The sequence below is a fragment of the Bacteroides sp. ET225 genome, assembly GCF_024733745.1.
Taxonomy (GTDB): Bacteria; Bacteroidota; Bacteroidia; order Bacteroidales; family Bacteroidaceae; genus Phocaeicola; species Phocaeicola excrementipullorum.
Genome location: NZ_JANRHN010000022.1, coordinates 16411 through 42408, shown reverse-complemented (window position 1 = coordinate 42408; position 25998 = coordinate 16411). Strand labels below are relative to the sequence as shown.

The 25998-nt window shown below is 48.2% G+C and carries 12 protein-coding genes, 1 pseudogene and 1 riboswitch; of the genes and pseudogenes, 2 read left to right on the top strand and 11 right to left on the bottom strand.

The annotated features are described in order from the left end of the window. Nucleotides 1-45: 45 nt before the first annotated feature. Nucleotides 46-1989 (bottom strand): glycoside hydrolase family 97 protein, encoded by a 1944-nt coding sequence (locus tag NW212_RS10350; protein WP_258338572.1) that lies wholly within the window; start codon nt 1987-1989, stop codon nt 46-48. Nucleotides 1990-2590: 601 nt separating this feature from the next. Here NW212_RS10350 and NW212_RS10345 point away from each other — a divergent pair. Together NW212_RS10345 and NW212_RS10340 are read left to right on the top strand one after the other, a co-directional pair. Beyond that, nucleotides 2591-5677, top strand: coding sequence for a SusC/RagA family TonB-linked outer membrane protein (locus tag NW212_RS10345; protein WP_375337982.1), 3087 nt, complete (start codon nt 2591-2593; stop codon nt 5675-5677). A 31-nt stretch (nt 5678-5708) separates the two neighbouring features. Next, nucleotides 5709-7226 carry a RagB/SusD family nutrient uptake outer membrane protein gene (locus tag NW212_RS10340; protein ID WP_258338571.1) on the top strand — a complete coding sequence of 506 codons (1518 nt, stop codon included), beginning with the start codon at nt 5709-5711 and terminating at the stop codon, nt 7224-7226. Between the two features lie 243 nt (nt 7227-7469). On the opposite strand, the gene NW212_RS10335 is transcribed toward NW212_RS10340, so the two are convergent. From NW212_RS10335 to NW212_RS10290, 10 genes and pseudogenes are all read right to left on the bottom strand, one after another. Next, nucleotides 7470-10310: a beta-glucosidase gene (locus NW212_RS10335; RefSeq protein ID WP_258338570.1), complete on the bottom strand. Its 2841-nt coding sequence runs from the start codon at nt 10308-10310 to the stop codon at nt 7470-7472. 857 nt (nt 10311-11167) lie between these two features. Beyond that, entirely contained in the window at nt 11168-13147 is a 1980-nt protein-coding gene (locus NW212_RS10330) for an alpha-L-arabinofuranosidase C-terminal domain-containing protein (protein ID WP_258338569.1), read from the bottom strand. An 89-nt stretch (nt 13148-13236) separates the two neighbouring features. After that, nucleotides 13237-14505: a DUF5074 domain-containing protein gene (locus NW212_RS10325; protein ID WP_258338568.1), complete on the bottom strand. Its 1269-nt coding sequence runs from the start codon at nt 14503-14505 to the stop codon at nt 13237-13239. Nucleotides 14506-14591: 86 nt separating this feature from the next. Continuing rightward, nucleotides 14592-16031, bottom strand: coding sequence for a DUF5074 domain-containing protein (locus tag NW212_RS10320; protein ID WP_258338567.1), 1440 nt, complete (start codon nt 16029-16031; stop codon nt 14592-14594). Nucleotides 16032-17118: 1087 nt separating this feature from the next. Beyond that, nucleotides 17119-18243, bottom strand: a pseudogene (locus tag NW212_RS15295) (YncE family protein); the annotation flags it as partial. A 15-nt stretch (nt 18244-18258) separates the two neighbouring features. Further along, nucleotides 18259-20274, bottom strand: coding sequence for a TonB-dependent receptor (locus NW212_RS10310; RefSeq protein WP_258338565.1), 2016 nt, complete (start codon nt 20272-20274; stop codon nt 18259-18261). Nucleotides 20275-20323: 49 nt separating this feature from the next. Then, nucleotides 20324-20527, bottom strand: a riboswitch (cobalamin riboswitch). 209 nt (nt 20528-20736) lie between these two features. Beyond that, nucleotides 20737-21072, bottom strand: a complete 336-nt coding sequence (locus NW212_RS10305) for a heavy-metal-associated domain-containing protein (protein WP_258338564.1) — start codon at nt 21070-21072, stop codon at nt 20737-20739. 21 nt (nt 21073-21093) lie between these two features. Beyond that, entirely contained in the window at nt 21094-23313 is a 2220-nt protein-coding gene (locus tag NW212_RS10300) for a TonB-dependent receptor (RefSeq protein WP_258338563.1), read from the bottom strand. A gap of 74 nt (nt 23314-23387) precedes the next feature. Continuing rightward, nucleotides 23388-23957 carry an AraC family transcriptional regulator gene (locus tag NW212_RS10295; protein ID WP_258338562.1) on the bottom strand — a complete coding sequence of 190 codons (570 nt, stop codon included), beginning with the start codon at nt 23955-23957 and terminating at the stop codon, nt 23388-23390. A 236-nt stretch (nt 23958-24193) separates the two neighbouring features. Beyond that, nucleotides 24194-25996, bottom strand: coding sequence for an alpha-L-fucosidase (locus NW212_RS10290; protein WP_258338561.1), 1803 nt, complete (start codon nt 25994-25996; stop codon nt 24194-24196). Nucleotides 25997-25998 lie beyond the last annotated feature (2 nt).

The window sequence follows — 25998 nt, the reverse complement described above, 5'->3', positions numbered from 1 at the left end:
CGCAAAGTTATAAATTTTATAATTATCCGCAACCATCCGCGCGTTTTACTTCACCAATATGCATCCCCCTTCGGATTGAATGACTATCTCCACCCGTGCCGGGTTTTTGATTTTCTTCTGCTCCACCTGCAGGCTTCTCCCCTTTCCGTCCGCATAGCATGACACTTCATCTCCTTTTTGAAGCATCGGGAGGTCCAGATCCAGCTTCAGCGGTTCCTTCCGGGCGTTGATTCCGGCTATGTACCACCGGCTCCCGTTCCGCCGCGCCAGCACACAGTACTCTCCGGGATAGCCGTCGATGAATACCGTTTCGTCCCATGTGGTGGGAACCTCCCTCAGGAAGTCCAGCGCCTGCCGGGGAGCGTCGGTCAGGTTGTTCGGCGTGAGAGCGAAGTTCTGCACGGGGTTCTGGAAGAGGACGGCCGTGGCCAGCTGGAAGGCGTCCGTTGTCCTGCGTGTCGTTCCCCCGTCGTTCGTGCGGTTGTAGCGCCTGTTCAGGAAGGTCCCTCCGAATTCCATGCAGCCCACTGCATTGCGGATGAACGGGTGCAGGCAGGCGTTGAACGCTTCCATGTCATCGAAGTGCTGGCTGAACACAAGGTTTTCGGAAGCGAGCACCGCCTCGCTCCCCACGTAGTTGGGATACATGCGCTCCCATCCGCGGGGCAACGTACACCCGTGGAAGATAACCATCAGGCCGTAGTCGTCCGCATCGCTCAGGATCGCCTCGTAGAGCCTCATCGTTTCCTGCTTGTCGCCGCCGAAGAAGTCCACCTTGATTCCCTTCGCGCCAATTTCTTTCAGCCACTTCATTTCGCGCTTCCGTTCCACCGGACTGTCCATCCGGTTGGTGGGACCCTGCACGATGTCGTTCCAGTAGCCGCTTGAGCTGTACCACACGAACAGGTCCACGTTTTTGGACCGCGCATACTCTGCAAGCCGCTTCATACCATCCCGGCCGATGTTCGTATCCCACCAGTTGTCGACCAGCGTGTATTTGAATCCCATTTCCGAGGCCAGGTCAACGAACTTCACCTGGTCTTCATAGTTGATGCTCGCGTCCTGCCATACGATCCAGCTCCATGTTCCCTTACCATATTTATACAGATGTTCCGAAGCGAAGCGCGGTTCGACCACATCCCAGGGTACGGTGGTCTCGACTATCGGCTTGAGATTGTCGCCGACCGTCACGGTACGCCACGGGGTTACGCCTGGCAGGGCAAGGCCGGGCGCGACGGTTCCGTTCCCGTTGTTCTCTTCCGGCATGGGGAAAGCTACGGTGAAGAGCCCCTCCGGCGTTGCGTCGCTCAGGTGCGAGGCGCAGTACTTCGAGTCAACCCCCGTTTCGCTCACCAGCGCCCAGCCGTCATCGCCGATGCGGAACAGGCCGGGGAAGGTGAATCCGCGCCCGTATTGAGAACGGGTGGTGAGGGGAGCGTCCGTGATGTACTCCTCTTCATAGCTCGGCTTGGTGCGCTTCCACCCGATCATCGGGTCGCTCTGGGGAGTGAGGAAAACGGTGGTCTGCGGCGGGAAGTCGAAGCCCGTCGCCTCCCTCTCGATGACGATGCTTCCGGTATCGCCGTAGCGCGGCATCTCGTAGCGGAAGGCAAGGTCATTGTCACTCACGCGGAAGACCACGTCGAGCGGCTTCTTCCCGGCGTTCTCGAGCGTGACCGTCAGCTCGTTCGCGCGGTACTCCACTTCCGAGCGCTTGATGCGGTCCATCCGGTAGACCTCCTCTATCGTCCGGGTCTTCTCACCGGCATAGGCCATCCCCCTGCTGAAGTCGCCCGCGTTCGATACGAATCCCAGAGGCGACTTCTCCAGAATGGTCTTTCCCCTGTAGGTTACCGAATAGGACGGGATCCCCGCCTCAACCGATACGTCCACTCTCAGCTGGCCGTCGGGACCGGAAACGCTTGCCTGCTGTCCCCACACGGAAGATGAGCCCAACGCCAGAACGAATAAAAATGCATGTCTTTTCATGGTATTGAATTGTATTTATATAGTGTTAGAGTTACAATCAATCACAAGCGGCGGCAAGTTATTAAAAATATTTTATATAGACAAAAACTCAAGCCGGCTCATAATAGCCCATGCAACAAAATATTATGAATGTCCGCCACATACCGGCACTGTCGGATAAAGCAAAGAAGCAATCTTGCCCCGAAAAGAAGAAGCTTTGAAGCCTTTAAAAATTCTGTTTTCAGGCTAGAGATACTGATCTCCAGGCTGGAAATAAACCTTTTCCAGAGGGTCCTGCTTCTTTTATGCAGTTCTTTCAGACTTTTCAGAATGGAAATGAGAATGCCCGGTCGGACAATCCGATTCGGTTTGTCTTGAACTATGCAGTTGTCTTTCTTCAGCATCTGCCTTTTTTACCGGCACGACATTGTACGGAAATTATTTCAAACTCATAAAACATGATGATTTTCAGAGAAAGACATTAGAAAAAGCACATGGTTTCCTCCATCTTTTGGATTATTTTGTCCTTTTTCTGTACAATTTTCTTCTTGATGAGATTATTTTTACTTACTTTTGTCCAACGGAAACAAACTTAATATCTAATTTTAAAAAATTAATGTCTATGAATTACATTCTTTCTTATCGAAAGGCTGTGATGAGCTTTGCGCTTTCTTGTTTATGCGTGCTATGCGCTTTTTCACAGCAATTGACGGTGAATGGTATTGTCAAAGATTCAAACGGAGAGGCTGTAATCGGGGCCTCAGTAGTGGTTGAAGGGACAACCAACGGTTCGATTACGGACTTGGACGGAGCATTCACCCTTCAAAATGTTCCCTCAAACGCTAATTTGTCCGTGTCTTATATAGGTTATAAGACACAAGTCATTCCGGTAAACGGAAAAACAACATTCAATGTTGTGTTGCAAAGCGATTCTGAATTGCTTGACGAAGTAGTTGTCGTTGGTTACGGTGTTCAGCGCAAAAGCGACTTGACGGGTTCTGTAGCATCCGTAAAGGCGACAGACGCTTTGAAGACCATGCCGACAGGAAACGTATCTGATGCGTTGCAAGGACGTATGGCAGGTGTATCTGTGTTGAGCGGTTCGGGTGATCCGAGTCAGGACAATACCATCCGTGTGCGCGGTATCAATTCAATTACGGCAGAAACGGGCCCGCTGGTAGTTGTAGACGGTTTTATCGGGGGCTCACTCCAAAACCTGAACCCTTCGGATATCGCTTCTATCGAAGTGCTGAAGGACGCTTCTGCAACGGCGGTATATGGATCTCGCGGTGCCAACGGTGTGATTCTTGTGACGACAAAGAATCCGGGAGAAGGAAAGATGATGGTCAACTTCAACGCCTTTGCCAACATCAAGACCGTAGCTAAGTATCCCGACACGATGTCGCCGTATGATTATGCAGTGATGGTCAATGAGTATGGCAATGACATCGGCCATGGCGATTATTTTGATGCCACCCAATTGGCAGATTTGCAGGCAGGACGTGCCGGTTACGACTACAGCCGTGAAATATTCCGTACAGCCGTAACGCAGAACTATGACTTGTCTATAAGCGGCGGTAACGAAAAGACCAAATTCTTGGCCTCATTCCGCTATCAGAACGACCAAGGAGTTCTGCAGAAATCCATGAGCGAAACCTATAACTGGCGTTTGAAGGTAGATACCAAAATCAAAAAGTGGCTGGAAGTCGGATTGAACTTCTATGGAAACTATCGCAAGAGTTCTTCTCCGCGTGTCAACGCTTACCGCGGTATTTTCCAAAGTGCCATGTATTTTGATAACACAATGTCTCCTAAAGATGAAAACGGGGAGTATAATAATTCCAATTGGAACGGTGATAACATGTACAATCCGATGGGACATATCTGGGAATTGGACAGCGAAACCCAAACCATCAATAACCGTTTGCAAGGCTATGTACAGTTCAATATCGTCGACGGTCTGACTTTCCGTTCGCAAATGGGAGTATTGTTTGACAACCGCTTGGCAACCACATTGGAAAATGAAGACAGTTATCAGATGTGGGCACAATCTCAGCCTCGCGCCTATGCCCGCAGCTACTTCAACCTCAGTTGGCTGAACACTAATACACTAAGCTATGTAAAAGAGTTCAACGAAGATCATCGCATCAATGCTACAGCTGTCTTCGAGCAATCATACGATAATAACTATAACCACCTGGGACGTGCTTACTGGCCAGACTATACTGATATCACTCATGGCTATAATAACTTGGCTATGAGTCAGAATGCTACGCTGAATGAACTGGAAAGCGATCGTACAATTACTACATTGATGTCTGGTATGTTACGTTTGAATTATGTGTTCAAAAACCGTTACATGATTACAGCTTCTATCCGTGCTGACGGTTCTTCTCGTTTGGAGGATAAATGGGCCTACTTTCCTTCTGCGGCTTTAGCATGGGATATGAAACAGGAAAACTTCTTGAAGAATGTCAACTTCATTGACCAGTTGAAGCTTCGTGTAGGTTACGGGTCGGTAGGCAATCAGTCGGTGGAAGCTTATCGCATCTATTCCATGATGACTCCGGTCAGAGGTTCGGATGGAAGAACCACCTATGCCGTAGATCGCCCTAATTCTCCGTATCTGAAATGGGAACGTAATGATCAGTTTAACGTCGGCATTGACTTCAGTGTCCTGAACGGTCGCCTCCGTTTGACAGCTGATTGGTATAACAAACTGTCTAAAGATATTTTGCTGGAAGTGGCTCAGCCTACCCATATGGGATATGGGTCATTGCTGCGCAATGCTGGTGAGATAAAGAACACTGGAGTAGAATTTACTATCAGTGCAGATCCGTTCGTAAGCAATGATCCTACAGGATTCAGTTGGCATACAGATCTGACATTGTCGCACAACAAAGGTACATTTAATAAAATCCCGACCTTTAATCATCGCCAGCAGCAGGCCGGAAACTATCAGAATGAACTGTTCCAAATGGTAGAGGGAGAGAAATTGGGTAGTTTTTGGGGATATACTTTCGAAGGATTGTGGCAACAAGCTGATGTGGACGCTTTGTTCGTAGATGCTGAAGGCAATACAGACGGACGTACAAATGGCGAAGTCTATGGTGTCGTAGCAGGTAACTCAAAGTATACCGATGTGAATAAGGATGGCGTATTGAATTCTGACGACCAAAACATCATCGGTTCCGGGCAACCGACGTTCAATTGGGGATGGAGCAATACCTTCAGTTATAAGAATTTTGACTTGTCATTCTTCTTGGTCGGCTTCCATGGGTTCGATATCTACAATGCCACACACCAGATTGGTTTTAATGCGATCAATTCTCAACAGACAGCTCCTATCACTCCGATGAAGGACTGGCTGAATCACTGGACACCGGAGAATACCAATACAGATGTGCCTCGTTGGGATGGCGAAGGTACGAAAAACAAGGGTATGTACAGCACTCGTTTTGTAGAAAACGGAAGTTTCATAAAAATGAAAAGCATCACTTTGGGCTATACAATCCCTCAACAGATCTGTCAGAAATGGGGAATAACCAATCTGCGCATCTATGCTTCCGTACAAAATCCGTTCCATATTACAGGCTATTCAGGCCTTGATCCAGAAGCAACTTTGGGTGATCCGCTGATTCAGGGTGTAGATTGGGGAAACTATCCCAACAGCCGCAATTACCTTATAGGTCTGAACTTTGCATTCTAATTTATTTAACTTATAAACATAGAACAACGATATGAAAAAATTAACATACCTCATAATCCTCACAGGAGGTCTGCTGTCTGCTACTTCTTGCGTTGATTTGGATCAAGAGCCTCAATCGTTCATTACGGAAGAGGACTATATTGCCAATATGGATCAAAGTGCTCTTGAAAGTGCAGCATCTGCATTGTATAACGACCTATGGTATGGCAATTATGGTTTCAATTGTCGTATACAACGTATCCAAGTATGTGCAGACGAAATCACATACCGAGCTTCCAAAGCCGGTAATGAGCTGGCTTACTATAACGAGTTGCATCCTAATATTACGGCAAATACGGCTGATTTTGACCAAACATGGGAAGGATTCTATAATGTCATTAACAATGCCAATAAATTAATCAACAACGCAATTATCCCGGATGATGACCCAGAAACGGAAGATGTCAACGAGAATACTGAATACAAAGCTGTGTTGGCTGAAGCTTATTTTCTGCGCGGGCTAAGTTATTTCTATCTGGTACGTATGTACGGTGATGTACCTTTGATGATGAGCGATGAAGATTTGGTGAATGATGCCGGTCGTACTCCTGTAGCAGATATCTATGATCAAGCTATTGTACCCAGTCTGACACAAGCCGTTGAATGGCTGCCAACTAGCCCTCGAAGTGGAAACAGTTCTACACCGACCAAATGGGCTGCTGAAACTTGTTTGGCAGACGTGTATATCACAATGGCTGGCTGGCCGTTGCATAGGCAGGAGTGTTATTCATTGGCTGCAGAAGCTGCAAAAGATGTATTGGATAATAATACTTACCACCAGCAAGAAACAAATTATAGTGATTTGTGGAGAGAGAGCAATAAGAACAGCAGCGAGTTTCTGTTCTGTCTGCATCATAGTCAGGCTAATAGAACAATGGCCAGCAATTACGGCAGATCATATTATCCGTTCGATTATTCGCCGAATGCAGGATGGGCAGACTATTATGCCCGCGCAGAGAAGTTCAACGAATATCCCAATGACAAACGCAAGGAATGGAACTTCATGACCGAATGGCCCACTGCAAGTGGAACCGTGACATGGGAGAACAGTCATGACCACTTGCCTTGCATTAGTAAATATTATGATTATGATCAAGGTGCTCCGGCTGCCAGCGCACAAGCCAATGGTGTAACTAGCATTTATCGTTTGGCTGATGCCAAATTGCTTTATGCAGAAGCTTCCACTCGTGCTACAGGGACGGTAGACAATCAAGCTCTCCAAGCTGTTCAAAGTCTTCAAGAACGTGCCGGTTATGATGAAGCTGGCATTGCTAAGGTTACAAGCAGCGTAAGCGCAGAAAACTTCTTGAATATCGTATCAAACGAACGCAGTTATGAATTTTTCGCAGAGATGCGCCGCTGGTTTGAACTGGTACGTTTGGAATTGGTGGACGACAAGCGTTCGGATGTATGGGATACTTCGTTCTTCAAAGCTCAGGGACACTATTATTTCCCGATTCCGTACAATCAGATTATGTTGACCGGTTGGACAAACAATCCGGGTTATTAAAACGTCAGCCAGACTATTAGTCTGTAATACGAGAGAGGATGCTTTGCCGTGTGCATCCTCTCTCTTTTTTTATGCTATTCTGAAGGCATTCAGGTGCAGAATGATATCCGGAACTTCTGCATCAGAAAAGCGGACAAAAAATAAAGCCACAAAGTCGCAGAACATGCATTAAACCAGACGGCAAGTTCTGAGCCTTTGTGGCTTTGTGGCTTTGTTTTCAGAAGAGGTTATAATCAGAAAAGTCTATTCCTTCCTCAGCTCCGGCAATTTCACTTCTGCGATTTCTGCCTTTCCGCTGGTAATCAGGATACGGATGTCGCTTCCGCTGGTAAGATTGAAACGGATGTCATCGTCGGCATTCGGCTTGACGGCTCCTTTCTGTACCGGAAGGAACTGGCCGCCTCCGCTTGAAATCTGTATCTCATAGGTCGAACCGGCCTCCGCATTCTTCCATGTAACAAGCATGTGGTCGATCTTCGTGTTGTCTGCAAGTTCAAACGAAATGTATTCGCCCTTATCGCCGGTCCATGTGGTCGAATAGTCGCCGTCTACCACGTGGATGATATGGCTTGCGTTTTTGCTGGCACTGATGAAGTCGGTCGGATCAGACTGGATCGTTTCGCCTGTTGCCCCTCTGCCGTATGCCCTTATTTCAAGACCTTTCTTCAGGCGGATATCCTCGGATGAAGCTCCGATCATCAGTTGGAACATTCCCGGTTCAACCACCCAGTGCTTGTCGATGTCCAGAAGCTGGAAGTCACGCGGAAGAAGTTCGAACTTCACTTCTTTCGTTTCACCCGGTTCCAGATGCACGCGTTCGAACCCTCTCAGACTTTTCTCGTAAGTGGTTACCGAACTGACAACATCGCGCATGTAAAGTTGCACCACTTCATCTCCTGCACGGCTGCCGGTGTTTTTGACCTTGCATGTCACCGTTACCGGCTGATGGTCGGTGATGACCGAGGAAGAGAGCCGCATGTCGGAATATTCGAATGTGGTGTAGCTCAATCCATAGCCGAACGGATAAAGCGGCCCGTTGATCCGCGCCTGGTTTCCTCCCATGCCCGGAGTCTGCCCTCCGTCAACCTGCGATGCCGGTTTGGCGGGGAAATTGAACGGAATCTGCCCTACGGTTTTCGGGAATGTAACCGTCAGCTTTCCTCCCGGGTTATAGTCGCCGAACAATGCTTCTGCAATTGCCCTGCCTCCTTGCGATCCGGGATACCACGCTTCCAGAATGGCCGGAACAAACTTGTCGGCCCAGTTGATGCTTAAAGGGCGGCCGTTGATCAGTACAAGCACAACGGGCTTTCCCGTTTCCATTACCGCTTCGAGCAGCTCCTGCTGATGGCCAGGGAGTTCGAGGCTGGTGCGCGACTTGTTTTCTCCGCAGGTCCGTATGCCTCCGCCCAACACCATTACCGCCACATCACTTTGCTTCACCTTTTCTACGGCTTCGGCTATGCCTTTCTTTTCATCGCCGGTAAGCGGATAGTCGATGATTTCCGATTCCGGCCAATGCGGATCCACCAGGTCGCATCCTTTTGCATACACCACCTCCGTGCCTTCGTTCACTTGATTTCTGATGCCCTCCAGTACGGTTATGACTTCCACGGCAACCGGTCCGTAATGTGTAAGAGCGAATGATTTTTCATCGGCATTAGGCCCGCATACGGCAATGCGTCTGATTTTTGACTTGTCGAGCGGAAGCAGGTTGTCCTGATTCTTCAGCAGCACGAGTCCTTCGCGTGAGGCTTGCAGAGCCACGGCCTGGTGTTCGGCGCTGTTCACCTCCTTGTCGGCCAATTCCAGATCAGTCTGGTAGGGAGAGTCGAACAGGCCCAGCATAAATTTGACCCGAAGCACATCACGCACGCGGTTGTCAATGGTTTCCATGCTGATTCCGCCTTCCTTGACCAGTTCACGGAGCGGGAGCACAAACGAATCGGGCGAGCGGAATGTGCACCTCACGTTCAGTCCCGCTTCAACGCTTTGGCGGACCGCTTCTTTCATGTCCTTGGCTGTTTTGTGTTTGCTGTAGAGATATTCTACGGCATCACTGTCTGATACTACATAGCCACGGAAACCCATTTCACCGCGCAGACGCTTGGTAAGCCAGTAATAGCTTCCTTGAATCGGGAAGCCGTCATAGTCGTTGTATGAACTCATGACGCCTAAAATCCCTGCCTCACGGATCACTCTGGAGAAAGGATATACATGGATGTTTTCCACTTCACGCCAGGACATCTGCGGATCGACGCGGGCAAAGCCTTCGCGCGCCCCTTTGTTGTTGCTGTACGCGATGAAGTGTTTTGCGGTTGACGCCACCTGCATGTCGGTCTGCAGGCCTTTAGCCATTTCAATGCCCAGTTCGGCCACCAGGTAAGGACTTTCGCCGTATACCTCTTCGTAGCGTCCCCAACGCTGGTCGCGGCCTACGTCCAGAATCGGAGCATACACATTGGTGTAGCCCAACAGCCTGGCCTCCCGTCCGGTGATATATCCGACCTTGTGTATCAGGTCGCGGTTCCATGAATGCCCCAGCGCAAGCTGTGTGGGGAAATTGGTGGCGATGTAATTCTCCACCCCTCTGATGCCTTCGTTCGTGAAGTCTACCGGGATTCCGAGCCGTGTTTCTTCTATAAAGAAGCGTTGCACCTCATTCAGCGCCCACGCATGGTTTGATGCCGGCCATACCAGATCGTTCTTGAGAGGCGGCACTCCCCATCCGCGGAAAGCGTTCAGATGTTCGTCGATTGCGCCGATTCCGTCCTTCCACAGCTGGTTTTTCCATTCCGATGTAGGAAGCGAGTCCTTCAGCACCCGCTGGTAGCCGTAGAGCGTTACCATCTGGCAGGTCTTTTCTTCCATTGTCATTTGAGAGAGAAGGTCCTCGATGCGTGCATTGATGTCAGCGTTCGGGTCTTCGTAAACATCTTTCTGTCCGTTCTTGTTGAAATCGATCCATTCCTTGTGATACATGCTCTTGTTTTTGGGCACATATGTTTTGGGAATGTTCAGGGCATTTGCCTCGGTGCCGAGTGCGGTGCAGGCAAGGATGCAGTAAAGGAATTGTTTTCTCATTCGATCTTAAAGCTTTGGTTAATATGTGCATAAAGATAGGCTTATTTTTTTGAAGAACGAGAACAAAATCGTTCATAAAATGGATTCTCCTGTCAAAAACTTCAGAATTGTTTGGACGAATCTTCAGACCGCAATGAGGTTTGTACAAACCACAGTGTGGTTTTTGTAAACCGCAATGTCGTTTATACGAACCACAATGCGGTTTACAGTTTCTGGCGGGAGAAACGATTTTTTGTCCTTCCTGCCGAAATAACGGAAGAAGGTCTTTTCTTTTTCTGAACGCGGATGCCGTCGGAACATGTATGCGGGCGGTTTGTATGGCTGAGGGAGAAGCCGGAAATGGCAGGCGGAACATACAGGCATAAAAAAAGGAGTACCGCTGTACTCCAACCTTTGTTAACCTTAAAATCTAATACTATGAAAAACACATTGCAAAGATACGGACTTTTGGGTTATCTGCAAACATTTGGGCTTAAAAAGCATGTTTTATAACATGTATTAAGATTCTCTTCCGCAGAGTTAAGGGATTTTCAGTAAAATGACAATGTCATGCACAAGTCATCTCTTCTTCATCGTTTTGTCATACGGAATGGCGATTTTTGAAACCGGCAAAAAAACGTCCGGAATGAAGTGCAATTCAAATGACAAACGGAAAGCTTGGGGAGTTGCTTTGCTGATGCTGCTCCTTTCATGCGGCTATCTTTTCTTTTTGGGATACCGTCTTTGCGCATATGGAGAATGGTAGGGAAACGCCATCCCTGATGTAAAGGTCGGGCGCAGAGCCGCAAGGCTGCGGAGCCCCCCGCGCCTTTGTGGCTCTGCGCCCGAAATATTATCCAGACAGGTGCTGCCTCAGATCATTTCTTGGACTTGACGAATTTGTATACGGCAAATGTCATCGGACCAATTTGGGTGTCCAATGTATTGCCTTCGATTCCGATTGAAGTTTCTTTCGGAACAATTCTGTCCGGTTCGTCCAGCGTATTTTCGGCATCCGGATTGTCACAGTGCAAGGTAATGCATTTTCCGTCAGTCAGTTGGAACGACTTTTTCATTCCGGCGAACTCCACGTTGAGCTGCTGGGCCTTGTCGGAGGTGTTCACTACTTTTACAATGTAGCTTTGCGTCGGTTCGTCCCATACGGCGCTGGCAAAAAGCCCGTTCTGGCTTTCCTGTCCGCTGACCGGTTTTTTATCCATCGTAAGAGGAACCACATTGCTTCCGGCATTATGCCCGTAGATTGACTGGACATACCAGCTGCATGTGCGTACAGAGCGCAAGTTGTCGAACCAGATGAGGTCCGGACGCCATTGCCATCCTTCCACATGAGCCAGCAGCGGGGCATAGGTTGCCATATGAACCACATCGGCGTTGCGTTCCACACCGGTCAGGAAAGCGGCTTCCAGCAGCGAAGCGTGGAAATGGTTCCATTTCTTTCCTCTGCCGTGGCATGCATATTCGCCGGCAAAGACTTTCGGACCTTTGCGGTCGTAGTTGTCATAACGGCTGCCTGATTTCAAGAACCAGTCTTCCGGACGGTAGAAATGTTCGTCCACCAGGTCTACTTTCAGCTTTTTCATTTCGGGCCAAAGATAGTCGAAATCCTTGCCTTCAGAGTTCGGGCCGGACGAGCCGATAATCTTTATGCCGGGGTATGCCTTGCGGATGGCTTCTACAAACGGTTTCAGCCGTTCCGGGTATTCCGGTCCCCATTGCTCGTTTCCTACGCCGATGAATTTCAGGTTGAACGGATCCGGATGCCCCATGTCGGCGCGGAGTTTTCCCCATTTGGTATTGGTGTCACCGTTTGCAAATTCAATCAGGTCGAGTGCGTTCTGGATATAGCTTCCCAAGTCCTCAACCTTGACATGCGCTTCGGGCGAATTGTTCTGATACTGGCATGCAAGTCCGCAATTTACAACCGGAAGCGGTTCTGCGCCCAGATCTTCGGCCAACAGGAAAAGTTCGAAGAATCCCATTCCATACGACTGGAAATAGTCGGGATAGAAGCGGTGGGGGAATGTGTATTCCCAACGGTTGGAATTCAACGGACGGTTTTCCACAGGGCCTACCGAGTTTTTCCATTGGTAGCGGTCGTCGATATCGGTTCCTTCAACGATGCATCCTCCGGGAAAGCGGAAAACGCCCGGCTTTGTATCTGCAAGCGCCTGTACCAGATCCTTGCGCAAACCGTTTTCACGGTTTTTCCACGTGTTGACGGGGAACAATGAAACATGTTCCAGATCGACAGTACCCGGTGAATCCAGGAAAATACGCAGATGAGCTTTTGCAAATGTAACATTCGGAGTAAGCACGACCTGATATTTTTTCCATTCCTTCGAATTGATGTTCAGATCTTTTGCCGTGATTACCTGCGTTTCCCCCATCGAAGCGTTGTCTATCAGTTCCACTCTGATTTTCTGGTTTTCTCCGCGCGCCCACACCGTGAACCGGTAAGGCTCGCCGGATTTGATTCCGATGCCGAAGAAACCTTCGTTTTCAATGCCGGTGCGTTTGTGCGGATGTCCCGGAGCCGCGAGCCGCACATAATGCGGATTGCGTTCAAACGGTCCGTCGTCTTGCAGGGTGACATTTCCGAACGTGTCCCATCCCATCAGATTCTGCGGAAATTCAAACGAACGGTTCTTTACAAGTTCGGCATACAAGCCCCCGTCTGCCCCGAAGTTGATGTCTTCGAAAAAGTGTCCGTACATGGTGGGTTGAATCTCCGCACCGATCTTGTTCGTTTGAACAGTCAGCCGGTTGGCGTTCTGAGCGTTCAGGTTCAGCCCGGCAGCGATGGCCAGCGCTGAGAGAAAGGTTAGGTGTTTGTTCATGGTAATGTTGTTAAATGAGTTATCATCGGCAAATATACTCATTTATAGTGTTTCTCCTACACTTTTTATGCAAAAATGTAGGAGAATTATTAATTTGCTGAAAATCTATTGGTTGGATAGATTCCGGCTGCGTATCGGGTGAGGTTGGAAAAGTCTTTTAAAAGCCTGGGCGTTTCTTCGTTCAAGTCATAGATCAAAAGGTTAGATTCTGGGATAATGCTTTCGGAATTTTGCATGTGCGTTGAAATGTAGAGCCATCCTTTCGTCGCATCCACGGTCATGCAGTCGAATCCGTTGGCGTTGGCCGCATCATTCCGGACATTCAGCACTTCTTCGGTTCTTCCTGTCTTTGATGAGATGCGTGCAAGCGACACATCATCTTGAGGGAAATAGATATCCCCGTTATAAGCGAATATGCCTGAGGAGGTTGCAGTGAGAACGTCCGGCGAGATGGTTTCATTGATTCTCTTTTCGTCTTTGACCGCCCAGTCCTTGATGTCTATATAATAAAGGTAGCTGCTTTTGCTCTCCCTTGCATAAGTGCCCGCCACTAACGTGCTGTCATTTAATTTGCATAAGCCGCTGATGAGGTTTCCTTTCCCAAGCTTCAACGTGCGGTTGACTTTATCGCTTCCTTTGACAAACTCCACCAGCATGGTTTCCGACCAGAAGCCTCCGGCTCCTGCATAGATGCATCCGTTGATGGCTGTCATGCCGCTGGGAGAAATGATGGATTCGATGGTTACTCCCTGATTTCCGAATGCATAGCTTCCTTCTATCAGAGCCAGCTTTCCGGTGGTGCTGTCAAAACGATATACGGCCTGTGCGTCTGCAATGAAGATGTTCTTTTCGTCCAGTACGATGATATTCGACAGGCTGGATTCCATTTCAAGATATTCGTTTTCCTGTTTGCATCCTTCCGGGCGGGCGAACACCATTTCTTCGCGCTGATAAGCCTTCTCTTTCTGAAGAGTTTCCGCATTGGCGATAATCAGCAGACCGTCGCCTTCGGACACTCCTTCCGGTTTCAGGTAGTCGTTGCAGATAATATAGAGCTTGTTCCCGTATAAATCAAGAGCTATGGCCTGATTGCCTAATTCTGTTCCGTTGGTGCTTTTGTATATATCGGACTGGATGTTTCCGTCCGGACTGATATAGGCAAGAGAACCGTTTTCAAGCATACGTGCGCCTTCGTTTAGAATCAGCACGCTCTCCGGAGAGGCATATCCGCCTAAAGTGACAGATGCCGGTACAGTATCTGTCGGCTCTGTATCTGGTTGTGATTCTTTGGGCTGTTCGTTGGTACAGGCGGCAAGCCACAGGCTGGTGGCGAAAAAATAGGTGAATGTCTTGTTCATAAAAGTATGTTTTTGTGAAAGCCTGCTTGTCCGGTTCTGAAGAACCGCTCCGTGGGGGAAGACAAACAGGCTCTGAGGTTTGTATATCAATAGTTAAAGAAGAATCCTGCGGGGAAACGGGTGTAATTCTCAAACTTGAACAACGGCGCGTTTACATTGTCGGAGAAGTTGAATACCCAGATCTGATTGGTTGTGTAGAACGGGCCGACTCCCTTCAACGTGTTTGCATAGACATAGCCTGTAGTTGGATTTACGCCCAGCCCGTTATACAGGATAGCCGCATTGTCGTCAAGATAAGAAAGATCGACCAGCATTTCGTCCTGCGGACCTTTGCTGCCTGTCTTTGCGTCCGGGTTGAACACCAGGCGATAGATTGCTGTTCCGCTGGCATAATAAATCGTGTTGCCTTGCGCAGCAAAGGAGCGGCCGGACGATCCCTCAGAAGGCAGTTCGCTGATATAGTTCCGCTTCAATGTCCCGTTGTTTCCTGCAGACGGATCATAAAGGTTCATTGAGATTTCTCCTCCGAATTTCGAACTCATAATCCAAAGGCAGTCGTTCTCGGCGGGAGCTATTCCTGTTATTCCATAAAGCGAATAGAATGGAACGGAAATGTCTGTTGCCCTGTCGTTTCCCGGAGTTATTTCAAGGAGTCCTGTCATGTTGAACGATCTGTTATAATACGTGTACACTTTTCCTCCAACCACGGCAAACGGTGCTTTGGGGGCACTCTCGGTTCCTTCAATGAATGTCAGTGACAGATCTTCCATATTCAGCCGCCATACTCCCCGGTTGTCTCGGATATAGATATGCTGTTCATCGATGACGGCGATATGCGTGGGCCAGTCCAGCTGGCTGAACTCTTCTTTCAGGAAATTCCGGTTCTTTTTCAGCGAGCGTGCGTCTGCAACTATCAGCATGCCGTCATTTTCAAATTCTGCACCGGTCGCATTGCCGTTTCCGTTTTGCGAGATGATGTAGAGTTTTCCATCGTACCGGTACATATCTTGCGGAACATTTCCCAGCTCGGTTCCATTCACCCGTTTGTATGCATTGTTAATCATATATCCTTCGGGGGTGATATAAAGAAGTGATCCGTTCTCAGAAGTCATGTTTCCTTCATTCAAGACCAAGGCTCCTTTCGGATCGTCAAATGTTGCATGATAGAAGTCGATCTGTGCCGTGGCTGTCTGTCCGTTTTCACCTTTGGCCGTCAGTTGCAGGGAGAACGTTTGGTCTGCACCGGATGAGGCGGATGGCGCCGTAACCGCTACATATCCCGAGTCTTTGCTTACGCTGACAGTCCATCCGTCGGGAACTCCGTTCGTGGAGATTTCATTTGCATGCTCAGCCAGAAACTGAGCCTTATACGTTTCATCCGAAATCAGGATTACAGGTTTTTCGCTTTCTATACTGTCTGTCAGCCTGAATGTCAGATTTTCGGGTTCTCCGCCCGCATAATCTTCTTTACACGATGCTGCGCCGACAAACGAAAGCAGCAAGAGCATTTTGCATAATTGTCTCATTTTTTCTTTTTGTTTAGATTTATAAATAGTGCTAATTGTTTTTGTGTATGGACAAAGCATTCCCTCCGGCAGACTGTATGTGGGTCTGCCGGGAGTTGGATTCAGCTGTCAGGAGTGAAGCGGATAGCTGTTTTTATCGGGTGGGAATCTCTGTTCCCAGCACATGGAGGTCTTCTACTCCGCTTACCTCAGTCGAACATTCTCCTATCCATCCGTTCTCCTGATTGACACCCGTGTAGATTCTGACGAGGTCGATACCCTGAAGTGAAACCGCATTTCCTTCAGCGTCTACTGCCCAGTCAATGTCTATGGCCGATTCGTCACTGGCATTCGTTGCATTGTCCGCGTATCCGTAGGCAAATGGATAAAGAACGAAATAAGTCCCGTTCCCGCTTTGATCTACGGCATTTTGCGGCAGACGTGATCCTTTGAAGCGGATTTCTTTTTCTGCAATCCACTGCGGATAGTACGCTTGTCTGTTGTATGTGTTTTTTGTGATGTATCCTTGGTTGCCTTTGTTGTCTGTCCACGGAATGTATTTCTTTTGCTCTTCTTCGGTAGACGGTTCTCGGTCCGGAGCCTGGTAAACGATCTCATAGTCGTCATAGAAGGCCATGTCATTGCCGGCGTTCAAAGAGGTGCTGTACCATGTTTCCTGAGTCGGGTCGTGATGCGCGCTTCCGGCTATTTCATACCACTGTCCGTCGTCCGGCTGTCCGTCGTTATCTTCATCCACTGCCACTTGGATAATTCCAGGTTCATAGCTTCCTCCGCTGGCTGCTGTGGATGCACCCTGAAAGGCATTTCCAAGTATGCGGAAATCTCTTAATCCAGCCTTGTTTTCAATCTGGTGGTCGAAGCCAACAGTTATATATCCGCCATATCCTCCTAAAGAAACCATGCCGCGCTTGTTGTTTCCGATTGCTTCGAGTGCTTTGCGGTTCATGTCTTCCTGCGTGTCGCCTTCTTCATATTCCGGCATGGCATTGACAAACTGTCCCGGGGCAGGCATGTATTCGATCACCTTGGTGATATAGGCCGATGAAGTCGTTTCTTCCGGCGTATCGTTGTAGTAGAAATCCTCTGTGGTGAATGCGAAATGGGCGGGTATGTCGCCTGTACGTACGCTCCACTGTTTTTTTCCTTCGGGAGAAAAGCAGTACAGATACCCCGGCGTAACATAATCAGTCGCATCGCTCACATAAATTTCTTTTGTTTCCGGATTGACTGCAATGCCATAGGGCATCCGGATGTCTGCTTCCGTTCCGTCGGTAATGAAATTTTCTGAAACCACTTTGCCTTGGGCTGTATCATAAATTAGATAGCTGACTTTATTGTCTGTATCCGTATAGCTCCACTCGGAAGAGATAATGTAAAGCAAGTCGTCATCGATCCACATCTGACTGGCAGACACTCCAAGGTTTCCTGTTACGGTTTCCGTTGCCGAGTCTATGACATAAATGTCAGAGCTGTTTCCGTAATAATCTCCCCGAGAGATGACATAGATATTGCCTCTTGAGTCCATTTCCATCCGGTGCAGATTGATAGCTACGTCAATGGTGTTGACAACCTGAAAACTTTCCAGGTCGATGACAGATACGGTACGGTCGTAGTTCGGATAGCGATATCCTCCCGAATTGGCTACGTACAGCCTTCCGTTGGAGATAACCATATCTTCCGGCTGATATCCCACCACCACTTCACGGGTTATCTGAAGTGTATTTGTGTCAAATTCCACAACTTTGCCCGGACGTGCTTCGGGATCAATCTGTATCGGTCCTGCATACGAACTTACGTATGCCTTGTCACCGTTGAACGTGATGTACCGGCAGTTGGTTATGCCTACGCTTCCCAGATGTTTTGCCGTACTGACATCCATTACTTCTACAAAATGCGAACAGTTGACCACCGCATACATTTTTCCGTCGTGTATCTGGATGTCGTTGCCAACGTCACCCAATTCCTTGACGATGCTGGGGTTGCTTTCCGGATAAATGTTGCGCAAATAATAGCCGCCCCGTGCGCTGAAGAAGTCGATTGTACATTTGTTGCTTCCCATGTTTCCTTCGTTAAGCAGAAAGAATCCTTCAATAGTCTGCGGATCGGTGGGATACGTGATATATTCTTTCTCAGAATCGAGCACCGGCAGCTCTTCACGGCAACCGAAAAGCGCAACCGGAAGAGATAAAAAAACGAATGGATATATTTTCATCTTCATGGACTGTTTTTAGAATGTATATTGGACTATAAACTTGAAATTGATTCCGGGCATGGGATAGCAGGATACCACTTCATATTGCTGGTTCAGCAGATTGTTCACCTCCAATGTCAGTTTCAGTTCGTGCGAGCGGATTTGCTGGCGTTTTGCAACAGAGAAGTCACTGGTATACCACGATGGCTGGTAATTGACAGGCAGATTGGCTTGCGAAGAATACCTTTCTCCCGTATAGACGAAACTATAGTTCGCTTCCCACGACCTCCAGTTGAGATTAAGCGCAGCAGAGCCGCTGTGCCAGGGGATATATGGAATCTGTCCTCCATAAAACTCATCGGTCGGGTCGGTAAAGTCTTGTGCCTTCTGATAGGTATAGTTCAGCCTTCCGGAGAGAAAAACTTCACGCCCGAATTTCCAGTCTGTCTGCAGGGCGAAATCAATCCCCCTGATTTCCACTTCGCCCAAGTTGATCATTGTCCAGCGGAAGAAATTTGAAGTGGGGGTGGCCACAATTTTGTTTTTTACCTCGTTGTAATAGACATCTGCCTGCAACTCGATGCGTTTTATCCATAAATCAGCAAACTCCTTTTCATAAGTGGCGCCTACGTTATACTGATTTGTATATTCCGGATCGAGATAAGCGTTTCCTACAAATGTATAGTAGAGGTCGTTCAATGTAGGCATCCGGAATATCCGCTTGTAGAACGCACGGAAGTTCAGACCGATTTTCTTGAACGGCCGGTAGCTGATGACTACAGAAGGAGTCCATTCCATTTTGTCGGAAGCCGTTTCTCCCTTTTCTTCTTTCAGTTTGTCAGAAACGAAAGTGCCCAGAACACTTGCCTGCAACTTGAACTGGTCAAAGTCAAAAGCCGTGGCAGCGGCAAAAAGTCCGGTGTTGCGCCGCGGATAGACAAAATCCTTTAAATTTGCGTTGAGAAGATTGAATTGCCAGTCAACCGACAGATTGAAACTCCAGAACGATGTCAGATCAAAGCAGTTGGCTGTTGAAACATACACTTCCTGCTGGCGATAACGGTTGTTGATATACATCAGCGATTCGTCCTTATGCGGATCGGCAAGATAATGCAGGTAATCGTAGGCATATTTCGCGCTGGCCATAAAGCGATACTTGTCTGAGACATGTTTCCGGAACATGCCTTGCGCAAAGAAGTTGGCATCGTTCTGGCGGTCTTCATGAGTAAACTTGTTGCGTACAATGGCACCGGGATAGCCTCGGTCGGAGAAATAGGTATAGAGTTTGGTTCGCCAGTATCCGTTTTTGACAGTTCCGTACAGTCCGTGCTCGATGCGCAAAGCGTTTACATCTCCGTTTTGCCGGACGGCTGTCGTGTCGTATCCGCCTTCTGTTGCGTAACGGAATTTATACTTTCCGGTTGTATACATGTATTCTGCACTGAAAGAACTGCTCAATTTGTCGTTTATCTGCTGCTCCCAAAGAACCGCAGGATTAACAACACCGAAAGAGCCGGTCTTGAAGGTTGCTTTGACATTGTATTTTTTATTGTCCTTGAATTTCGGTGTCCGTGTCTGAAGGTAGATGGTTCCAGCCGCCCCGAAATCTTTAGCTGATTGGAAAATGGCACTTTTTTGGCCGTTGTAGAGGGTGACACTTTCCATATTGTCAAGCGAGAAACGTCCCAGGTCGACTGTCCCGTTCTGTGCATTTCCCAGTTCGATGCCGTCGTAAAAAACTCCTACATGGTTTGTGCCCAAACTTCGGACATTAACCGTTTTCAATCCTCCGATACCTCCGTAATCTTTCAGTTGCACACCGGAGAAATAGCGCAACGCATCGGCAACATTGTGCGATCCGAGGCGCTGAAGCTGTTCTCCCGACAGTTTTTGTACGGGAATAATCTCTTTTTGTAGGGCGCGGGCTGTAACGAGCACTTCATCCAAGTGCTGCAAGCTGTCTGTCTGGTTTTGGGCATGCAAATCGGATGCATGTATCCCCGGGACAAACAGCGGCAACAGCCAGGCAAGCCAGCATTTCTGTCTGATCATATTTTAAAAATGTGTGTCTAAAACCAATTAACCGCATTGTCCTCGCATACGGATAACATGTAATGTTGGCAGGTCTTCTGACTGACTTCTCTTCCGGAACCTTCCCAATGCGTTTTTTGCATCAGTGGTAATGAGCCTTTACCGGAAGATTTATGAAGCTTCACAGCAGCGGGACTGTTCGGGATTTCCACCCGATTCCCTTTTAATCCGCTTGCCCGAACGGACAGGCGAAACCAATCTTTTCGGCAAAAGTAAGTCTTTTGTTTGGAATACGCAAATAATGTTTATCATTTTAAAGGCACGTTAATGAGCAGAAAAGACAAATTTTCTCTCTTCCTTGTGAATATCATGGCATAATCCCGGTTGATATAAAGAATTACACCCTTTCGGGCATAAAGTCAATTCATGGATAATGATCTTATGCCTGAAAGGGTGTAGCTTTGAAGCGTAACGTCCGGCCGGTTATTCAGTTTTCTGTTTGCCTTCTTTCTGGACATGGAACGGGGTTGCCGTATATCCCAGCTTCTTGATGGCGGCCTTCAGTTTGTCGGGAGAGGTCTTGTCTTTCCGGTATTCAATTGTAACTGTTTTCTTCGGAAGATCCACATCCAGTCCCGTCACGCCTTTTTCAAAAGAAAGGTTGTTTTCAATCCGTTTCTGGCATTTCTCGCAGGTCATTGAAACGAGAAAGGTTACTTCGGCCTTTTCTTTTTTGCTGTCTTTCATGATGGCCGCTGAGGAAGAGAAAGAAAGCCCCAGCATGCATGCGGTCATCAATGTGAGAATTTTTGTTTTCATTGCAGTGTCTGTTTTTGAAGTTTATAGTTTCGGTATGTTATAACGGATTCCGGCATAGAGCTTGTAACCCATAGTCGGCCCCCAGACCATGGTTGCGTCAAAGTTCCTGCTGTACGGGTTGTCGGCCGAAATGACCGGATTATCCTGTTTGAAATTTGTCAGATTCTCTCCTCCTGCGTAGATGCTCCATCTGCGGAAGCGTCGCGTTACCTGTGCACTCAGCTGAGTGAATGAAGGGAACGTGCTGCCCCACAGCGGATTTGTGGCATCAGGTGTCGGCATGCGTCCTCCGCCGTTGAACTGGACCGTCATGTCGAACTGCCATTTTTTGAGCGGCGTTTCATATGAAGCCGTCAATAGAGCCTTATAACGGCTTGTCAGCGGCTTGCGCATTGTCTTTCCATCGTAGGTGCCTTTCACATCCATCCATCGGTAAGCCCCAAGCAGTGTAAATCCCTGGAACAGCGGATAGCTGGCATCGATTTGGAACACACTTGACGTTGACCGTCCGTTGAGATTGTAGAAATAGACGGCATGCGGATTTCTGTCCATATCTGCGACCACTTGATTCTGAAAGTCTGTGTAGAACCACTCGGCATTTACGGTCAGTTCCTCATTCTTTACCGGAACATGGAAAGAGGCACTTATGCCGTAGTTCCACGCCTCTTCCTGTTTCAGGTCTTCTTCAATGTAAAGTTCGCGGCTACTTGCCAGCAGATAACTGTTCTCCGGGAATACAAACGTCGTGCGATAACCTTTTCCGGCAGAAGCTCGCAGGTTCAGCCAGGAGGTTGCATCGTATTTGATGTGGACTCTGGGAGTGGCAAACCAACGGTGCAGTGAGCTGTAGTCCCCCCGCATTCCTGCCATCAAAGTGAACTTTTCGTTCGGCGTCCATGTATACTCTGCGTATACGCCCGTTACGTTTTCGCTGATGTCCCGCCATTGCGGGCTGTAACGTTCGATGACATTGCCACGCTGCGAATAATTGTCCCAGTTGTAGTTTAGTCCTGCTGCCAGTTTGTGCTGCTCGCCGAACTCGCTTTCATAGAGTAAGGAAGCGTATACATTCGATTCATATACATTATATATTTTTTCTGCATAGTTCGACTGCTGGTCATGATAAGAACCCGAAACGATAAATGCCACGCTTTCGTTACGATTCGAGTCAAGTATCAGACCGTTTTTTGAGAAAGCTTCGATTCGATTGGCATCGTTGTTGATGGTATAGGGAGAGAAGCTTTCATTTCCATGCAGTGTATGCGCTGTCTGTCCGCTGGTTCTCCGGTCGGCCAGTATTTTTACTCCGGACTGGGATACAAAGCGGGGAGTCTGGTAATGCCAGCGGTTCATGGCACTGAACGACTGCATTTCGGGCATGTCGAGAAACGTATCTCCATTCTTGTCATGCGCCTGCTCTTCATTGTAATAGTTCACGAAAAGGGCAGTGGAAAGGCGGTCATTCAGTTCGAACGCCCCTACAGCGTTTCCTTCGTACCGCCCGGCGCTGCTTGCGAAAACATTCACGAAAAGAGGATCGGCCATTTTAGGCTTCTTGTATTCCACGTTGATTTGTCCTGCCACAGATTCAAAGCCGTTTTTTACAGAAGCGGCTCCCTTTGAGATCTGAATACTCTGCATCCAAGGACCCGGAATATAGTCCAGCCCGTAAACGGCGGCTGCACCCCGCAGGTTGGGAAAATTCTCCGTAAGCATCTGTACGTATGTGCCGGAAAGTCCCAGCAGCTGGATTTGTTTGGCTCCTGTTACCGCATCGCTGTACGCCACGTCCACCGAAGGATTTGTTTCAAAACTCTCCGAAAGATTGCAGCAGGCTGCGCGTGTCAGTCCTTGCGAAGTCACGCTTTCCGTGTTCAGCACGCTCCGCCTGTTCTTTATCGTGCCTATTCCTCGGGCTGTAATCACCACTTCTTCCAGATTGGTGCTGGAGGTCAACACCAGAACCTGTACATCGTCCGGACGTTCCATATCGTGAGTCAGCGTGTTAAATCCGATATAGTCGGCCTTTAACCGTTTTACATTTCCCGGCACGGTCAGTTCAAAGTACCCGTTTTCGTCCGCCACAGACTTATGTTCGTTTTCGTCATATACGTATGCGCCGGGCAAGGGTGCTCCGTCTTCGTCAAGCACATAGCCTTTTATTGTCCGGTTTGACGTATCTGCCAGCAAAGGTGCAGATACCGTCAATAAAAAAGAAATCATTAATAAAATTTTCTGCATATCGGTTTCCTTTTAATACGGTGCAAAGATAAGCGCTCCAAGAAATGAAACCGTTACATTATTATGGATATGATTTATATTTCATCAAGAGGTTTCAGCTTGTGTCCTTTCATTTGTTTGAACCGGGTAGGTGACAAGCCGGTGGCCGACTTGAACTGGGCACTCAGGTGTGCTACGCTTGAATAATGCAGTTTGTCGGCAATTTCGCTCACCGTCAGTTCGTTGTAGACAAGCAGTTCCTTGACCAGTTCTATCCGTTGCGCGATGCTGTACTTTTCTATACTGATTCCCTTCATTTCCGTGAAGAGTTTGCTTAGCGAACTGTATTCGCGATGGCACTTTTCCTGCAGGTACTCCGACAGATTCTTTGTTTCCTGGAATTCGGGATGGCGCACATACTCGATAACCCCGATACGTATCTGTTCGATGATACGCATCCGTTTGTCGTCAATCACTTCAAAGCCATAGGCTTCCAGCTTGGTTTGTATGGAGTTGAACTGTTCTTGAGTAAGTGGCCGAAGCAGAGAAACGGTTCCGAGTTCTACATCAACAGGCTGCACACCGCTTTCGTTGAATATTTCTGTGACTGTCAGAATGCAGCGCCGGCAGACCATATTCTTGATATACATGTGGTTCTCCTTCATGATTTCTATTCTTCATGTTAGCCGGGCAAAGATAAGCACATTGAATCATATTGGGGTATGCGCAGAACAAACCGTCATCGGTTTTATGTTTTTTTATTGAATCCGGCATCTGTTTCAATCTGCGAGAGCTGACAGAAAAATCAGAAGAAGATGCTGCAACGGGGTGTAGAAACAAAGGCACAGAAACGATATAGCCGAAAATTCATTGGGTTTCTGCGCCTTTGCGTCTGATTCCATTACTGTTTGACAAGCTCAATCCGCAAGAAACGGATGTTGTCGTCTTTTTCATGCTGGAGGTCTTCTCCGAAAGAACCGAGCCGGTTGAAGGTACCGGTTTCATTGACAGACAATTCAAGCTTTACGGTTCCTTCCTGTTCAAAAGCGACAGTTCCGATATCGCTCCATGTTTCCGGGTATGAGTGCTGGCGTACATTGGCCAGTTCCCCATCTTTTTGCAGGGTAACCGATTCGAACAGCCTGTTTCCCACCTTCAGCGTGATGTTTGCTCCTTCTGCAAAGCTTTTCCTCCAATGCCGGCTTGTAAAGACTCTTACCAGATATGTACCGGGGCTGTCCACTTCGCATTTCATCAGCACCTTTCCCGTTCCTTTGCGGAAATTCTGCGTAGCCATGCCTTCGGAAAAGCCCAACCGGCCTTCCGGTCCGGGCACGACAGTTCCGCTTGCTATGGGAATGCTGATTATGCTTTCGTTCATGTAGTTGGCATCATTGATATGTACGGGTTCTTTGCATGTGAGTTTAAGCACAGGCACACGTTCGTAGTCCAAGCTGTCAGGCAGCGTCAGTTTACAGATGTTTTCGCAAGAGAAGCTCACTTCTTCTCCCGATGAAAGCATTTCTGCTTTTTCGATGGGCGAGAGCATCCCTTTCAGTTCAATGCTGTTTCCGGCAGGCTGGCGGAGCAAATGCAGATACAGGATATTGTTTTTGCGTGTTACAAAGCCCCACGGGAAATTGTCGTTGAATGGATTGGCGGTAGTGCTATAGATGGATTCGGCATTGGTTTTCATCCATTCGCCTATGAAGTTCATGATATCCACACTGGGCTGAGGGATCGTTCCGTCAGCTTTCGGTCCGACATTGACTACGTAGTTGACTCCCCGGCTTGCACATTCTATCAGTGAGCAAAGAATGTCTTTTGGCTTTTTCCAGTCGTGGTCATTTTTCTTGTATCCCCATGTCCGGTTCATTGTAGCTACCATTTCTAGATCCTGGCTCACCTTTGCGCAAGGCATTTCATTGTCACCCAGCATTCCATAGTCGCCCAAATCATATCCAACCCGTCCGTTGACGATGCATTCGGGCTGAAGCTCTCTTACAGCATTTACAAAAGCCCGGCTCTGCTCTTCTGTCAGATCCATCGGGGTATCATACCATAACAGGTCTATTTTCCCGTAACGGGTGAGCAGTTCCTTTATCTGCGGCAATGCCTTTTCATTGATATACTTGTCTGCGTCAGGCCTTACTTCGGATTTCGGTTTGCCGTAATGTCCGTCATACTCTTTATCCATTACGGCCGCTTCTTCTTCATGCCAGTCTTGCCGGTGTGAATAATAAAGTCCGACCTTGATTCCATGTTTTCGGCAAGCCTCCACCAGCTCCTTCAACGGATCTCCCTTGTATGGTGTTCTTTCGACATCAAAGTCAGACACGCTGCTTGGATACAGGCAAAAGCCCTCGTGGTGTTTGGTCGTGAAAATGATGTAGCGCGCCCCTGCATTCTTGGCCAGTTTGACCCATTCTTCCGGCCTGTAGTTTGCCATGGTGAAGCCGGAAGCCAGCTTTTCGTATTCGGAGTTAGGTATCTTGGCGAAGTTCTGTATCCATTCTCCTATTCCGTCGATTTGCTTTCCTTTCCATTCGCCGGCGGCTACCGAATAAAGCCCCCAGTGGACAAACATGCCGAAACGCGCTTCCCGCCACCATTCCATATCCGGATTAGCCGGCTGCTGCGTCTTTCCACAGCTGCAAAGCATATTGCACAGCAACAGTATGCTTAACCATTTTATCAAATTCATAC